This is a genomic window from Verminephrobacter aporrectodeae subsp. tuberculatae (assembly GCF_026127385.1).
Classification (GTDB): Bacteria; Pseudomonadota; Gammaproteobacteria; order Burkholderiales; family Burkholderiaceae_C; genus Acidovorax; species Acidovorax aporrectodeae.
In genome coordinates this window covers 464,256-479,279 of record NZ_QZCX01000002.1, presented here as the reverse complement: position 1 = coordinate 479,279, position 15,024 = coordinate 464,256, and the positions used below count along the sequence as shown (strand labels likewise).

The 15,024-nt window shown below is 65.6% G+C and carries 12 protein-coding genes and 2 tRNA genes; 9 read left to right on the top strand and 5 right to left on the bottom strand.

The window, feature by feature from the left end:
- Positions 1–90 precede the first annotated feature (90 nt).
- The 4 genes from clpP to polA form a co-directional block, all read right to left on the bottom strand.
- Complete coding sequence (clpP, locus tag D5041_RS10140) at positions 91–699, bottom strand: ATP-dependent Clp endopeptidase proteolytic subunit ClpP (protein ID WP_010103004.1); 609 nt, start codon at positions 697–699, stop codon at positions 91–93.
- 70 nt (positions 700–769) lie between these two features.
- The gene (gene tig / locus D5041_RS10135) at positions 770–2,086 is read right to left on the bottom strand and encodes a trigger factor (RefSeq protein ID WP_265257459.1); all 1,317 of its coding nucleotides are present in this window, start codon (positions 2,084–2,086) and stop codon (positions 770–772) included.
- An 89-nt stretch (positions 2,087–2,175) separates the two neighbouring features.
- Positions 2,176–2,262 (bottom strand) — tRNA-Leu (locus tag D5041_RS10130).
- A 146-nt stretch (positions 2,263–2,408) separates the two neighbouring features.
- Positions 2,409–5,189 carry a DNA polymerase I gene (gene polA / locus D5041_RS10125; protein WP_265284642.1) on the bottom strand — a complete coding sequence of 927 codons (2,781 nt, stop codon included), beginning with the start codon at positions 5,187–5,189 and terminating at the stop codon, positions 2,409–2,411.
- Between the two features lie 92 nt (positions 5,190–5,281).
- Between polA and D5041_RS10120 the strand changes: the two genes are divergently transcribed.
- From D5041_RS10120 to D5041_RS10085, 8 genes are all read left to right on the top strand, one after another.
- Positions 5,282–5,623, top strand: coding sequence for a hypothetical protein (locus D5041_RS10120; protein WP_010101652.1), 342 nt, complete (start codon positions 5,282–5,284; stop codon positions 5,621–5,623).
- 80 nt (positions 5,624–5,703) lie between these two features.
- Positions 5,704–6,654, top strand: coding sequence for a homoserine kinase (locus tag D5041_RS10115; protein ID WP_265284641.1), 951 nt, complete (start codon positions 5,704–5,706; stop codon positions 6,652–6,654).
- Between the two features lie 158 nt (positions 6,655–6,812).
- Positions 6,813–7,601: a BPSS1780 family membrane protein gene (locus tag D5041_RS10110; protein WP_265281581.1), complete on the top strand. Its 789-nt coding sequence runs from the start codon at positions 6,813–6,815 to the stop codon at positions 7,599–7,601.
- 265 nt (positions 7,602–7,866) lie between these two features.
- Positions 7,867–8,460 carry a DUF4390 domain-containing protein gene (locus tag D5041_RS10105; RefSeq protein ID WP_265257464.1) on the top strand — a complete coding sequence of 198 codons (594 nt, stop codon included), beginning with the start codon at positions 7,867–7,869 and terminating at the stop codon, positions 8,458–8,460.
- Positions 8,457–10,736, top strand: a complete 2,280-nt coding sequence (locus D5041_RS10100) for a sensor histidine kinase (protein ID WP_265284640.1) — start codon at positions 8,457–8,459, stop codon at positions 10,734–10,736. The genes D5041_RS10105 and D5041_RS10100 overlap by 4 nt, the downstream gene beginning before the upstream one ends.
- A gap of 49 nt (positions 10,737–10,785) precedes the next feature.
- Complete coding sequence (locus D5041_RS10095) at positions 10,786–11,460, top strand: response regulator (protein WP_265257466.1); 675 nt, start codon at positions 10,786–10,788, stop codon at positions 11,458–11,460.
- 52 nt (positions 11,461–11,512) lie between these two features.
- A tRNA-Phe gene (locus D5041_RS10090) sits at positions 11,513–11,588 on the top strand.
- A 169-nt stretch (positions 11,589–11,757) separates the two neighbouring features.
- Positions 11,758–12,042 (top strand): Arm DNA-binding domain-containing protein, encoded by a 285-nt coding sequence (locus D5041_RS10085; protein ID WP_265284639.1) that lies wholly within the window; start codon positions 11,758–11,760, stop codon positions 12,040–12,042.
- A 131-nt stretch (positions 12,043–12,173) separates the two neighbouring features.
- On the opposite strand, the gene D5041_RS10080 is transcribed toward D5041_RS10085, so the two are convergent.
- The gene (locus D5041_RS10080; protein ID WP_265257705.1) at positions 12,174–13,133 is read right to left on the bottom strand and encodes a glycerophosphodiester phosphodiesterase family protein; all 960 of its coding nucleotides are present in this window, start codon (positions 13,131–13,133) and stop codon (positions 12,174–12,176) included.
- A 411-nt stretch (positions 13,134–13,544) separates the two neighbouring features.
- On the opposite strand from D5041_RS10080, the gene tnpC reads away from it, so the two are divergent.
- Entirely contained in the window at positions 13,545–15,014 is a 1,470-nt protein-coding gene (tnpC, locus tag D5041_RS10075; protein WP_265284638.1) for an IS66 family transposase, read from the top strand.
- The last annotated feature ends 10 nt before the right edge of the window (positions 15,015–15,024 follow it).

The window sequence follows — 15,024 nt, the reverse complement described above, 5'->3', positions numbered from 1 at the left end:
TTGTCAGAGTTGATAACCCAAGTGGGGAACGGCGTTTGTCCCCCAGGGGAAAACGCCGCCGTGTGAACCTGCTGCCATCCTAGGCTAAAGCTAGGCACGTTTGCTGATTACCTGATCGACCAGGCCGTATTCCCTGGACTCGTCGGCCGACAGGAAATAGTCGCGCTCGGTGTCGCGCTGAATCTTCTCCAGCGGCTGGCCCGTGCGCTCGGCCAGGATCTTGTTGAGCTGCTCGCGGGTCTTGAGGATTTCGCGCGCGTGGATCTCGATCTCGGTCGCCTGGCCCTGCATTCCGCCCAGCGGCTGGTGGATCATGACCTTGGAGTTGGGCAGCGCAAAGCGCTTGCCCTGGGCGCCAGCCGCGAGCAGGAAGGCGCCCATGCTCGCGGCCATTCCCGTGCACAGGGTCGAGACGTCGGGCTTGATGAAGTTCATGGTGTCGAAGATCGCCATGCCGGAGCTCACCGAGCCGCCGGGGGAGTTGATGTAGAACGAGATGTCCTTGTCCGGATTTTCGCTCTCGAGGAACAGCAGCTGCGCCACCACGAGGTTCGCAGTCTGGTCGTTCACCGGACCGACCAGGAAGATCACGCGCTCTTTGAGCAGGCGCGAATAAATGTCGTAGGACCGCTCGCCGCGGCCCGACTGCTCGATGACCATGGGGATCAAACCCAGGCCCTGTGTGTCCAATGCGCTCATGTTTTTTTTCCAATCAAGCGGAGATGCCGTACCCGGCCCCGTGTTCGCCGGAGCCGACCGCGCGGGCCGATCAGCCCTTTTGCGCCATCAGTTCGTCGAACGCTATGGCCTTCTCGACCACCTGGGCCTTGGTGAATACGAATTCGGCGACGTTGTTTTCCGTCACCAGCGCCGCGAGGTTGGCCAGCCGCTGCCGGTCGTCGAGGTGCCAGCGCACCACCTCTTCGGGCTTCTCGTAGCTGGCGGCCAATTCCTCGACAACGGCCCTGAGTTGCTCGGGCCCGGGGTGCAGCCCGTTGACACGCGCCAATTCGGCAACGATCAGGCTCAGGCGCACACCGCGCTCTGCCTGGGAACGGAACAGGGTTTCGGGAAATGCGGTCTTCTCCATGATCCTGATGCCGGTGCGTTGCCTGAATTCGGCCTGGGCGGTTTCCTGCAGGCGGGCGATTTCGGCCTGCACGCTGGCCGTGGGCAGATCGAGCTCGGCGCGCACCAGCAGGGCCTCCATCACGGCCTGCCGGTTGCGCACCTGCAGGCGGAGTTTGACTTCGCGCTCCAGGTTCTTCCTGACGTTGGCGCGCAGGCCCTCCATGGAACCGTCGGCGACGCCCAGCGACTTGATCAGGGCTTCGTTCACTTCGGGCTGGTGAACGGATTCGATCTTCTTGACCGTCACCAGGAAGTCTGCCGTCTTGCCGGCCACGTCCTGACCCCGGTAGTCGGCGGGGAAGGTCTGCGGGAAGGTCCTGCTCTCGCCCGACTTCATGCCCCGCACCGCGTCTTCGAACTCCTTGGACATCCGGCTTTCGCCGATCAGAAACTGGAAGTCCTCGGCCTTGCCGCCCTCAAAGGGCTCGCCGTCGATCTTGCCCTGGAAATCGACCGTCACGCGGTCGCCATCCTGCGCGGCTGCGTCGAGCGCGCGCTGGGCGAAGCTGCGGCGCAGCTTGCGCAGGACCTCGATGGTCTTGTCGATGGCCGCATCGGGCACGTCGGCGGACAGCTTTTCGATTTGCGCGTCCGCCAGATCGGCGATCCGGACTTCGGGAAACACTTCGAAGAAGGCATCGAACGTGACTTCGTCTTCGGGAGCCCCTTCCTTTTCGGAGATGCGCAGATGGCCGGCAATGCGCAAATTGGCTTCATTCGCGGCCACGGAAAAGGCTTCACGGACCTTGTCGCCGAGCACTTCGGAATGCACCGAGATGCCATAGCGCTGGGCGACCACGCTCATGGGCACCTTGCCGGGACGGAAACCGTCCATCCTGACGGTGCGCGCCAGGCGCTTGAGGCGCGTGTCGACCTCGGTCTGGATCAGGGTCCGGGACAGGCTCAGCGTCATCTTGCGCTCGAGCTTGTCAAGGGTTTCAACAGTAACGGCCATGGTTATTCCTTTAATGAAGGTGGATCGTGCCGCCCACCCGTACGGCGGCGCCGTGCTCCGCAAAGTCTTCTTGCAGGCGCAGGGGGAGGTGGTGCGCGAGGGGGGACTCGAACCCCCACACCATTGCTGGCGTCAGGACCTAAACCTGGTGCGTCTACCCATTTCGCCACCCGCGCGGTTGCTGCAAACAAGCAGGTGGCAAGCCCCAAGGAAACCTGCTTGCCACCTGTGTGAAATCGGACAGCCGGTGATTTTACCCTGATGCAGGCAGGCTGGGCCCTTGGAGCCCTTGTCCTTTCCAGGAGCCATTCAGGCATTCGGCTCAGTGCGCCTTTTCCCAATTCGGCCCCACCCCCACCTCGGCGAGCAGCGGCACCTTGAGGGCGGCGACCTCGGCCATGAGGCGCGGGATCTCGGTTCTGACCCAGTCCACCGCGCTCTCGGGCAGTTCAAACACCAGTTCGTCGTGCACCTGCATGATCATCTGGACGTCGGGCTGCTGCGCGTCCAGTTCCTTTTGCACGGCCACCATGGCCATCTTGATCAGGTCGGCCGCCGTTCCCTGCATGGGCGCGTTGATCGCGGCGCGTTCGGCGCCGCTGCGCCGCGGGCCATTGGGCGAGTTGATCTCGGGCAGGTACAGGCGCCGACCGAACACCGTCTCCACATAGCCCATGGACCTGGCGGCCACCTTGGTGTCGTCCATGTACTGCTTCACGCCGGGATAGCGCTGGAAGTAACGGTCGATGTAGGCCGCTGCGGCCTTGGTCTCGATTCCCAGGTTCTTCGCCAGGCCGAAGCTGCCCATGCCGTAGATGAGGCCGAAGTTGATGACCTTGGCGTAGCGGCGCTGCTCGGTGCTGACCTGGTCCACGGACACGCCAAACACCTCGGCGGCGGTGGCGCGGTGCACGTCCTGCCCGGCGTGGAAGGCTTGCAGCAGCGCAGCGTCGGCGCTCAAGTGGGCCATGATGCGCAGTTCGATCTGCGAGTAATCGGCGCTCGCGATCACGCGGCCTGCGGGGGCCACGAAGGCCTCGCGCACGCGGCGGCCTTCGGGCGTGCGGATGGGGATGTTCTGCAGATTCGGGTCGTTGCTCGACAGGCGCCCCGTGACCGCCACGGCCTGTGCATAGTGCGTGTGCACACGGCCCGTGCGCGGCAGCGCGAGCTGCGCGAGCTTGTCGGTGTAGGTGCCCTTGAGTTTGACGAGACCGCGGTGTTCCAGCAGCTTGGCGGGCAGCGGGTAGTTTTCGGCCAGCTTCTCCAGCACCTCCTCGTCGGTGCTGCGCGCGCCGGTGGCGGTCTTTTTGACCACGGGCAGGCCGAGCTTGTCGAAGAAGATTTCGCCCAGTTGCTTGGGGCTGCTCAGGTTGAAGGGCTGGCCCGCGAGCGCATACGCCTCGGTTTCCAGTTGCAGGATGCGCTGGCCCAGTTCATGGCTTTGACCGGCGAGCGTGGGTGCGTCGATCAGCACCCCGTTGCGCTCGATGCGGTACAGCGCCTCGCTGCTGGCGATTTCCAGCGCGTAGACGAAGCGCAGCTTGTCGTTCGCCTGCAGCAGCGGCCACAGCGCCTGGTGCACGTCCAGGGTCTGGTCGGAGTCCTCGCAGGAATAGGCCGCCGCCTTGTCCAGCGGCACCTGGGCAAACGGAATCTGGTGCACGCCCTTGCCGCACAGCGCTTCGTAGCTGATGCCTTGGCGGCCCGTGTGGCGTTCGGCCAGGCTGCCCAGGTTGTGCGGCTTGTGCACTTCGAGCACGTAGCTTTGCAGCATGGTGTCGTGCACATAGCCCTGCACCTCGATGCCGTGGTTCGCAAACACATGGCGGTCGTACTTGACGTGCTGGCCCAGCTTGTGGCGCTGGCCGTCCTGCAGCCAGGGCCTGAGCCGCGCCAGCACCGCGTCCATGGGCAGCTGCGCGGGCGCATCCGGCCCTTCGTGGCGCAGCGGGATGTAGGCCGCCTCGCCCGGCTGCACGCTGAACGAGATGCCGACGATGCGCGCGCGCATCTCGTCGAGCGAATCGGTCTCGGTGTCCAGTGCCACCAGCTGTGCTTGCTGCAGCCGCTCCAGCCATGATTCAAAGTCGGCCCAGTCCAGGATGGTGGTGTAGGCCACCGGGCGCTGCGGGGCGGCCTCGGCAACCCCGCTGGCGCCGTGCCCGGCAAACAGGTCGTCGCCGTCCGCGCCGGAACTGGCGGGCGCAGCCGGGGCCTCGGCCGAAACCGTGCGCGCCAGGCTCTTGAAGCCATATTTTTCATAGAAGGCGCGCAGTCCGCCGGTTTGCGCATCGGCCACGGTGAGCGCGTCGAGCACGGGCAGGTCGGGCAGGTCCGCGGACAGGTCGCAGTCGGTCTTGATGGTCAGGAGCCGGCGGCCCGTGGGCAGCCAGTCCCGCGTGTTGCGCAGGTTCTCGCCGGCCGCGCCCTTGATCTCGCTGGCGCGCGCCAGCAGCGCGTCGAGCGATCCGTATTCCTGCAGCCACTTGGCGGCGGTCTTGGGGCCGACCTTGGGAACGCCGGGAACGTTGTCCACGGAGTCGCCGACCAGGGTCTGGTAGTCCACCATGAGGCGCGGCGGAACGCCGAACTCGGCGCTCACGCCCGCGACGTCGCGTTTCTTGCCGCTCATGGTGTCGATGATGGTGATGTGCTCGTTCACGAGTTGCGACAAATCCTTGTCGCCGCTGGAGACGATCACCTCGATTCCCTGCGCCGCAGCCGTCACCGCCAGCGTGCCGATGACGTCGTCGGCCTCGACGCCGCCGACGGCCAGCACCGTCCAGCCCAGCAGGCGCACCACCTCGTGGATGGGGCCGATCTGCGCGCGCAGGTCGTCCGGCATGGGCGCGCGCTGCGCCTTGTATTCGGGGTAGATGGCGTCGCGGAACGTGGGGCCGGAGGCGTCGAAGATGCAGGCTGCGTAATCCGCCTGCACCTCCTTGCGCAGCGCCTGCAGCATGTTGATCATGCCGCGGATGGCGCCCGTGGCAGCGCTGCCCGAATCGCCCGGAATCGCCCGCAGGTCGGGCATGGCATGGTAGGCGCGGTAGATGTAGCTGGAGCCATCAACCAGCACCAGGGTCTTGTTGGCGGTCATGCGCGGATTGTGCACGGCCCGGCCCCCTGTCCGCCGATCGCGCGCGCCGGGCGGGCGCTGCGCGCACGGCCGGCCCTACAATCCCCGGCCATATGCGCGCTGTTCCCCTCCTCCTCCTTCTTCTGCTCGGCATGGTCTGCACCGCCGCCCCGGCCCAAACTTCCGACCTCGCCTCCGACGACACCGCGCGGGGCACGGCGCCCGCGAGCGCAGCGCCGCCCGCGGGGCGCACCAGCCAGCGCACCGAGCGCATCCAGATCGAAGACGCCGGCAGCCGGGTCGATGAGCTGCGCGTGGGCGGCCAGACACAGCGCATTTCCGTGCAGCCCAAGGCCGGCGGCCTGCCCGGCTACGAAGTGCAGTCCTCCGATGGCACGCGCAACCGCTTCGGGGCCGGCACCGGCCCGCGCGTCTGGAACCTGCTGACCTTCTGACTCCCGCGCGCGGCGCCCCTGCCGCAGCGCTCCCGCGTGCCGTTTCCCGGTTGCCCCACCCTTCTTCGACCCCCCAAGCGATGGCCGTTTTCACCGAGGTCCCGCCCCAGGATGCGCGCGCGCTGCTGTGCCATCTGCAATTGGGCGAATTGCTCGAACTGCGCGGCATCGAGGGCGGAATCGAGAACACGAATTATTTTCTGACCAGCGACCAGGGCGAGTTCGTGCTGACGCTGTTCGAGCGCCTCAGCGCCGGGCAACTGCCGTTCTACCTGTACCTGATGAAGCATCTGGCGCTGGGCGGCGTTCCCGTTCCCGACCCGCGCGCCGACAGGAACGGCGACCTTCTGCACAGCGTCTGCGGCAAGCCGGCCGCGGTCGTGAACAAGCTGCGCGGCAAGAGCCAGCTCGCGCCGCAGGGCGCGCATTGCGCCGCCATGGGCGCCCTGCTGGCCCGCATGCACCTGGTCGGACGCAGCTTCGACCGCCACCAGCCGAACCTGCGCGGCCTGCCGTGGTGGAACGCGACCGCGCCCCTGGTGCTGGCGCACGTCGGTGCGCCCCAGGTGGCGCTGCTGCGCTCGGAACTCGCCTACCAGAACCATGTGGCCGCCAGCCCGGCGTACGCCGCCCTGCCCCGGGGGCCGGTGCACGCCGATCTGTTCCGGGACAACGTGATGTTCGATGGCGAGGAACTCACGGGGGTTTTCGACTTTTACTTTGCGGGCGTGGACGCCTGGCTGTTCGACCTCGCGGTGTGCCTGAACGACTGGTGCACCGACCCGGCGAGCGGCGCCCACGACGCCGCCCGCGCGTCGCGCATGCTCGGCGCCTACCAGGCCGTGCGCCCCCTGAGCGCCGCCGAGCGCGCTCTGCTGCCGGCCATGCTGCGGGCGGGCGCACTCCGGTTCTGGATCTCGCGCCTGTGGGACTTCCACCTGCCGCGCGAGGCCTCGATGCTCACGCCGCACGACCCCGCCCATTTCGAGCGTGTGCTGCGCGAGCGCGTTGCGCGCCCGGTGCGGGTCTGAGCGCCTTGGGCGCGCATGGATGTGGTGCCGCGCCCACCGCCCTGCTGCGCGCCCCGCCCGCCGGACGCGCGCACTGGTAAATTCGACGCCATTGCCCCGCGCACCCCTGCGTCCATGGCCCTCCAGGGCGCGGCCCCTCCTGCCTCTCCAACGCACACATGAAGCTCCACATCGTCCCCGCACGCACCGGCATGGCCTGGGTGAAGCTTGGCCTGCGGGTGTTCTGGCGGCAGCCCATGGCGCTGACGGCGCTGTTTTTCCTGACCATGGTCTGCCTCTCGCTGGTCGCGGAGATCCCGCTCGCAGGGCCGGTCATCACGCAGGCACTGCTGCCGTTGGCCACGCTGGCCATGATGGTGGCCGCGGCAGAGGCCGAGCAAGGGCACTTCCCGACCCCGGCCTTGCTGCTGCGGGTGCTTCGCGCCAGCCGCCAGCGGCTGCGCGCCATGCTGCTGCTCGGTGCGCTGTATGCCGTGGGGCTGCTCGGCATCGTGGCCCTGGTGGACTTGCTCGACAGCGGACAGTTTTCCCGGGTCACCCTGGGTGGGGCGCTGACCCCGCAGGACGTGCTCGAAAACCCGGCCATGTGGCTCGCCATGCTGCTGTACTTGGTGCTGTCGCTGCTGTTCTGGCACGCGCCAGGGCTGGTGCACTGGCACGGCGTGCCACCGGTCAAGGCGCTGTTCTTCAGCATCGTGGCCTGCCTGCACAACTTCCGCGCCTTCCTGGTCTACGGCCTCGGCTGGATCGGTGTCTTCCTGCTCGGCACCCTCGGGGGGAGCCTGGCCGTGTCGCTGCTGGTGTCCGCGGGGCTTTCCAAATCCGTCGCCGGCGGCATCATGGTGGGGGTGGCCATGACCATGGTCGCCATGTTCCTCACCTCGGTGGTGTTCACCTTCCGTGACTGCTTCGAGCCCCCGCACGACCGCGCACAAGGCGCCCGATGACGCAGCGCCGCCGCCCGCATCGCCCCGCGGACCGCTCTGCCGCGCAGCCCGGTCTGCCGGCGGGGACGCGCCCGGCGCAGGGGCGCCCCCGCGGGGCAAACGTTTCTTGCACACAACACTGGCGCGCAGGCGCCGCCTTCGCCGGGCATTTTCATTCCCGGCAAGGCGGACAAAGGCCGGGCTGTCCCGGAGAATCTGGCCGGTGATCACGACGGACTCTCTTACACACAGTTGCAAAAATCGCCGCCATTGGCCCCGCAGGGCCTTGGTTTGCGCGTGCCTGTGGCTGCTGGGCTGCTGCCTTGCGGCCCCGCATGCCGCGGTGGCGCAGACGGCGGCCGCCGAAGTCGGCGAACTCCAGTTGGAGCGCACCGAGGACGGCCTCTACCTGGGCACCACCTTGCAGTTCGATCTGCCCGATCTGGTCGAAGACGCCCTGTACAAGGGCATTCCCATGGTCTTCGTGGCCGACGCGCAGGTGCTGCGTGACCGCTGGTACTGGTCTGGCCGCCTGGTCGCCGAAGCCACGCGGTACCTGCGTCTGAGCTACCAACCCCTGACGCGCCGCTGGCGCCTGAGCATCTCTGCCGTGCCATTCAGCAACAGCGGCCTGGGCGTGATGCTGGTCCAGAAGTTTGACGACTATGCGGATGCGCTGTCGGCCATTCAGCGCTTTGCACGCTGGAAAATCGCAGAACCCGACGCGATCAAGGCCGACGCCGTGCACACGGTCGATTTCCGGTTTCGCCTGGACATGTCCCAACTCCCGCGCCCCCTGCAGATCGGCGCCGTCGGCAGTGCGAGCTGGAATCTGCTGGTCTCCCGCAGCCAGCGCCTGCCCGCGGAGCCTGCCAAGTGAGCGCAGAGCCTCCCACTCCGGCGTCGCCCCAGGCCACGCTGCGCCAGTCGCGCACCCTGCGCTGGGCCATCGGCGTGGGGGTCGCGATCATGTCGGCCATCGGCATGGTGCTGCTGTTCCTGCTCACGCTGGCCACGAACAACCGCGCACTGTACGAGCGCAACTACGCCTGGCTCTTTGGCGTGAACGTGCTCGTGGCGCTGCTGCTGCTGGCGGTGCTGGTGTGGGTCGCCGTGCGCCTGGGCGTGCGCCTGCGCAAGGGCCGCTTCGGCAGCCGGCTGCTGGTCAAACTGGCGGCCATATTCGGGCTGGTCGGACTGCTTCCGGGCCTGCTGATCTACGTGGTGTCCTACCAGTTCGTCACGCGCTCCATCGAAAGCTGGTTCGACGTGAAGGTCGAGGGCGCCTTGTCGGCCGGTGTGAACCTGGCCCGCGTGTCGCTCGACTCCCTGGCCGCAGACATGGCAACGCAAACGCGCAACGCCGGCGCGCAGCTGACCCAGGTGCCCGACGCAGCGGCCGGGCTGGTGCTCGAACGGATCCGCGACCAATTGGGCGCCACGGACGTGCTGCTCTGGAACGCCTCAGGCCAGGCCCTGGCCAGCGCCGGGCAGTCGCGCTTCAACCTGAACCCCGAGCGGCCCGGCGCCGCGCTGCTGCGCAGCGTGCGGCAGGAGCGTGCCACGGCGCAGATCGAAGGGCTGGACGAGGTCTCCGACCCGGCCACCGCGCAGAACGCGCGCGTCAAGGTGCTCGCGCTCATCAGCAGCCCCAGCGTGGACCTGCTGGTGGAGTCGCGCTACCTGCAGGCCACGCTGCCCCTGCCCCCCGCGCTGGTGGCCAACGCAATCACCGTGCAAGAGGCGAACCGCGAATACCAGGAGCGCGCCCTGGCGCGCGGCGGCCTGCGCCGCATGTACGTGGGCACGCTCACGCTCAGCCTGTTCCTCGCGGTTTTCGGCGCCGTGCTGCTCGCCGTGCTGCTGGGCAACCAACTCGCGCGGCCCCTGCTGGTGCTGGCCAAGGGGGTGAGCGAGGTGGCCGCGGGCAACCTCGGCCCGAAGGCTTCGTTGCAGGGCAAGGACGAACTCGGCGGGCTGACGCGCTCTTTCGCGCTCATGACCGAGCAACTCGCCGACGCCCGCCAAGCCGTGGAGCAGAGCATGGGCGCGGTGGATGCGGCGCGCGCCAACCTGCAAACCATTCTGGACAACCTCACCGCCGGAGTCATCGTGCTCGACGCGCAGGGGCTGATCCGCTCGTCCAACCCCGGCGCCACGCGCATCCTGCGCGCGCCCATGGCGGCTCATGCGGGACGCGCCCTGTCCGAGGTACCCGGCCTGGCCGAATTCGCCGCAGCGGTTCAAGGGCATTTCGACGCCTTTCTGGGAAACCAGGAACGCCATGGACTGGGCCACTGGCAGCAGCCGTTTGAACTGCATGCGTCCTCGGTCGGCGCCGGGCAGCACGCCACCAGCCTGGTCGCCCGCGGCGCCGAACTGCCCGACGCGACCCGATTGCTGGTTTTTGACGACATCTCGGAAATCGTCTCGGCGCAGCGGGCACAGGCCTGGGCCGAGGTGGCCCGGCGCCTGGCGCACGAGATCAGGAACCCGCTGACCCCCATCCAACTGTCCGCCGAGCGGCTCGAAATGAAACTCTCGGGCCGGCTGCCCGCCCCCGATCAGGCCATCCTGGCCAAGTCCGTGAAGACCATCGTGGACCAGGTTGACGCCATGAAACGGCTGGTCAACGAGTTCCGCGACTACGCACGCCTCCCCGCCGCAGAACTGCATGCGCTGAACCTCAATACCCTGGTCGCGGAACTGCTCCACCTGTATGGCGAAGAAAACGCCCAGGTCCCTGTGGAAGCCGAACTGGACCCCCGCTGCCCCGCGATTGCCGGCGACGCGCAGCAACTGCGCCAGGTGATTCACAACCTCCTGCAAAACGCGCAGGACGCCACCGAGCAAGCCTGCACCGACGCCGCGGAGCCCATGCCGCCGGTGCGCATCAGCACCCGCTGGAGCGCGTCCTCGCGTCGCGTGCGGCTGACGGTTTCGGACTGCGGCGGCGGGTTTCCGGCGCACATTCTGCAACGCGCCTTTGAGCCCTACGTCACCACCAAGCCCCGGGGGACCGGCCTGGGATTGGCCGTGGTGAAAAAAATCGCAGATGAACACGGCGCCCGTATCGATCTGTCGAATCGCACACAAGATGACGTGGTGTGCGGGGCACAAGTGTCGTTATCATTCGCCCCTGCATCAGCGGCGTGACGGCATCGGGCATCGCGACTGCAGTACCCCCCAAAGCGCTTCAACACACATGGCAAACATTCTGGTGGTCGACGATGAGCGCGGCATCCGTGACCTGTTGTCGGAAATCCTGAACGACGAAGGTCACAGCGTGGACCTCGCAGAAAACGCGGCCCAGGCGCGCACGGCCCGGGCAGGCAATGGCTATGACCTCGTACTGCTCGACATCTGGATGCCCGACACCGACGGCGTCTCGCTGCTCAAGGAATGGGCCGCCGCCGGAACGCTGACCATGCCCGTGATCATGATGAGCGGCCACGCCACCATCGACACGGCCGTCGAAGCCACGCGCATCGGTGCCCTCGCGTTCCTGGAAAAGCCCATCACCCTCCAAAAGCTGCTCAAGGCCGTGGAGCAGGGCCTGGCGCGCAACGCCGCCCGCCAGGCGGCACCCCCGATATCCGTGATCCAGCCGCCCTCAGACCCCGTGTTCTCGCAACTTCCTGCGGTGCTGAGCGCGATGGCGGACGCCGGCCCCCACGCGCACCAGGGCTTTGACCTGGACCGTCCCCTGCGTGAGGCGCGCGATGGTTTCGAAAAAGCCTATTTCGAATTCCACCTCGCACGCGAAGGGGGGTCGATGACCCGCGTCGCAGAAAAGACGGGCCTCGAGCGCACCCACCTGTACCGCAAGCTGCGCCAACTGGGCGTGGACCTGGGCCGCAGCAAGCGGGGGTTTCAATAAGTCCTGCCCACTTTTCCGAAAGCCCGTTTTCTGCCTATAATGGCGGGCTTGAGGCCCGGTAGCTCAGTCGGTAGAGCAGAGGACTGAAAATCCTTGTGTCGGTGGTTCGATTCCGCCCCAGGCCACCATCTTTCTTTCTCAGTAGATCCCAAGTCAGCTCAAAAGTCCTTGCGCATCAAGGACTTAGCTTGAAAAGGCGGCTCAAGCGGTGTCTCTGGATCTCACAACGTCCGATCTTTGCGTGTACCCCTATGTACCCCAGACTGTTTTCCAACTGCAGTTTTTCGGGGGTACACCGTGGGACAACTCAACGACCTGTTGATCAAGGCGGCGCAGCCGCGCGAATCCGAATATTTCCTGGCGGACGGTGAGGGGCTCTACCTTCGCGTGCGTCCGGCTGGTAAGGTTTGGATCTATCGCTACAAGTACATGGGGCGGACGACCAAGCTGAGCTTGGGGGCCTATCCAACGGTCTCGCTCAGCGCGGCCCGTAAGAAGGCGCGCGAAGAGGCCGGTAGGCGTCAAGAGGGGGTCGATCCGCGCGCCGCGAGGCGCAAGAGCGTCAGCGCGTTGCGCGGCTGAACAGCTTCGAACTTATGGCGCGTACTTGGCATGTGCAGGCGCAGAAGGACAGGATGTGGTCGGCCAACTATCAGCACGCCTATGCAGTTCGAGATTTATGCAACAACGCCCGCACACGGACTCGACGTCCATTACCGAAGACAGGATGGGGCGCGCTGGCCCCATAGGGCTCGGATCTTGGCGAACTGGGCAGGCGAGTCGACCAGCACCGCGTCGATGCCCAGGCAGGCCGCCGCGCGATAGTCGTCCTCGTTGTTGATCGAGATCGCAAGGATCTTCACGCGCGAGCGGGCACGAAAGCATGCGAGCGTCGCAGGCGTCCACAGCGTGGCGTTCACATTCGATGTGCCCTCGCCGAGCGTGAACTTCTCAATCACGCTCACTGTGCGGTGCATCTCGAAGCCGCTCCACACAGGCATCGTCGGCGCGCCCAGGCAGCCTTCGTTGAGCAGTACCTTGGCCAGTCTGTCGCGTGTCGCATCGCGCGACTCGAAGACCCGCGCCCCACGCACGCCGGCGAAGGCCTGCTGGAACTGTGCATCGGTCGAATAGATCAGCGTGCGCGACCAAGCGTTTTCTTCGTCCAGCACCTGTGCGACAGCCTTGGTCAGCGGCTCGGCGGGCAACGCCTTCATGTCCAGCATCAGCGGCATGCCCGATGGTAGCGAGTGCAACGCCTGGCGCAGCGTTGGGATCGCAGCCGGATGCTCGCGGTACGGATAGCGCCCATCGACGCTTCTGAAGTTCCACCCTGCATTGATACGAGCGAGTTCGCGCGCCGTGTGTGCGGCGACGGGGCCGCTCGCATTCGTGAGCGCGGACAGGTCAGCCGGGCGGTACAGAACCGGCACCCCGTCCTTGCTCAGTTGCACTGACAACCACATGGCATCGGCGCCGTTGGCAACCGATCGCGCGATCGCCTCGAGCGTGTTCTCCGGCGCGTCCGCCGTGCCACCGCGGTGCGCGACGACCAGCGGCAGCGAGGCCACCTCGCCAGGCGTTTGTCCGCCCGTCGAGACACACGCCTGCAACGCGAGCGCGCCAGCGATGATCAAGGCCCCACGTCTTAAAGTTCCCACGCAGGAGAGTATCTTCATTGCATCGAGTCTATGCATACGGATCTTGGCAAGTCACGTTTTGGAGGATTGAGGAGCGTGCGAGAGAGATATTGAGATCATCGCTTCGCGTCTTGTATCTCATTTTTTTGCTTGTTGTAGCCGAGACAACGCGTAGATAGAGGATCGAGCATAGATGGACGTTCATGCGAGTTCTGCGATTGGTGGGTATTTCGGCGAGCGTGACCGCCCATTTCGGCATCGTGACCGATTTGAGCGCTGGGTCTGGGGTTACGCGGTTGGGATTGTAGAGGGGGGTATGGATTGACTGGTTGATGTCTCCTTGTCGGGTGTTGCAGGCCACGATACCTGAGTATCGTTCGGGTTTTTTCTTGTGTTTTTCGTGACTGTTCAGTCTTTCGAACACGAATCGGTGATACTTGCTCCATGCTAACACTTTCCGACACTTCAACGCTGAGTCACGAGGAGAAGGATGCATTGCTCCAAGAGAAGGACGCTTTGCTTGAGCACAAGGATGCATTGATTGGACAGTTGGTCACCCGGGTCCAAGAGTTGCTCGCCCGGGTCCAAGAGTTGGAATCGCGTCTGTCCAAGAACAGCCGCAACTCAAGCAAACCCCCATCGTCTGATGGTCTGAAGAAGACGCAGTCATTGCGTCGCAAGTCTGGCAAACGCCCAGGTGGGCAAGTCGGTCATACCGGCAAAACGCTGCGCCAAGCGGCGGTTGCAGATCACGTCATCGAGCAAGAACTGCCTGAGCATTGCGATGTCTGTCACGCAGCATTGCCTGTAGCCCAAGCGCAAGTACGGGAGCGCCGTCAGGTGCTCGATATCCCCGTTCCCCGCCATGAGGTCACGGAGTACCGAACGCTGAGCCTGGTCTGTCAGTGCGGCAAATTGCACGAGAGCCGCTTTCCCGAGAAGGTGACCGAGCATGTGCAATACGGCCCCAACATACGTGCCGTAGCAGTGCACTTCACACAAGGTCAGCTGCTGCCCTATGCGCGCGCCAGCGAGTTGATGGCTGACCTGTACCAGTTGGACATCTCACCGGGCACGCTGCATGGCTGGACGCGCGAGGCCGACGCGTTGCTCAGCCCCTCGGTCCAAGCCATAGCGCAGCAGGTGAGCCAATCGCCCGTGGTCCATGTCGATGAATCGGGTCTGCGCGTACAGGCCAAGTTGCAGTGGCTGCACACCAGCGTCACCCCGACGCACACTTGGTATGGCGTACATCCCAAGCGGGGCATCGAGGCAGTCAATGCGTTCGGTGTTCTGAAGGACTACGTTGGTGTGCTGGTGCATGACTGCTGGGCGCCATACTGGTTGATCCAATGCGTGCATGCGTTGTGCAATGCGCACCTGCTGCGCGAGCTGACCTTCTTGGCCCAGAGCAGTGGTCAAGCTTGGCCGCAACGCATGATGGACATGCTGCTGGCAGCGCATCGAGGCTGCGAACGGGCCTGCACACAGGGAATCACAGCGGTGCCGTCACGCCAAGTGCTGCGTTGGATAAGACGCTACCGTGCCCTGTTGGATGAGGGGCAAGCGCTCAACCCGCAGCGCGTCAAGGAGCAGGGCAAACGCGGACGGGCCAAGCAGTCGGATGCGTTCAATTTGCTGCGACGCCTGCGCGATCATGAGTCGGTGCCTTTCACGAACAACTTGGCCGAGCGGGCCATCCGGATGCCCAAGGTCAAGCAAAAAATCTCCGGTTGCTTTCGCACCTTTGCCGGGGCACAAAGCTTCTGCACGATCCGCTCCTATCCGGACACTGCGCGCAAGCATGGGGTGGGCAGGCTTGATGCATTACGGGCGGCGTTCAATGACGCTCCTATGGAGTTTGTCGGTAGCGGCCGAATAGTTACCGGCTTTCGTCTCTCCGCGTCACTTTGAGATCGGTGCC